We start from the raw sequence: 526 nt of genomic DNA, 5'->3' as shown, positions 1-526 counted from the left end.
CACCAAAGCAAGCCTTGGTTGACCGGTCCTCTTAACGTTCCAGCACCGGGCAGGCGTCAGTCCGTATACAGCGTCTTACGACTTCGCACGGACCTGTGTTTTTAATAAACAGTCGCTTCCCCCCGCTATCTGCGACCCCACCCAGCTCCAGCCGCGAAGGCCTTCACCAGACAGGGCTCCCCTTCTCCCAAAGTTACGGGGACAATTTGCCGAGTTCCTTAACCATGGTTCACCCGAACGCCTCGGTATTCTCTACCTGACCACCTGCGTCGGTTTAGGGTACTGGCCGCTCACGAACTCGCTAGAGGCTTTTCTCGACAGCATGGGATCACTCACTTCGCCAAAAACGGCTCCGCATCACGTCTCAGCCATTTAACGGAAGGCGGATTTGCCAACCCCCCGGCCTACACGCTTACCCCCGGACAACCACCGCCGGGTAGAGCTACCCTCCTGCGTCACCCCATCACTTACCTACTACAAGCTCGGATCCCAGACCAGCACAGCAACCCGTCCCGAAGGACAGGAA

General features: G+C 58.0%; 1 rRNA gene. It reads right to left on the bottom strand.

Annotation, left to right across the window (positions count from 1 at the left end):
* A 23S ribosomal RNA gene (locus ACJOT3_RS34760) occupies window positions 1–526 on the bottom strand; the annotation flags it as partial.

This window comes from Nocardiopsis protaetiae, from assembly GCF_045446735.1.
In the GTDB taxonomy this organism is placed as follows: Bacteria; Actinomycetota; Actinomycetes; order Streptosporangiales; family Streptosporangiaceae; genus Nocardiopsis; species Nocardiopsis protaetiae.
This window is presented reverse-complemented; position numbering and strand designations above follow the sequence as displayed.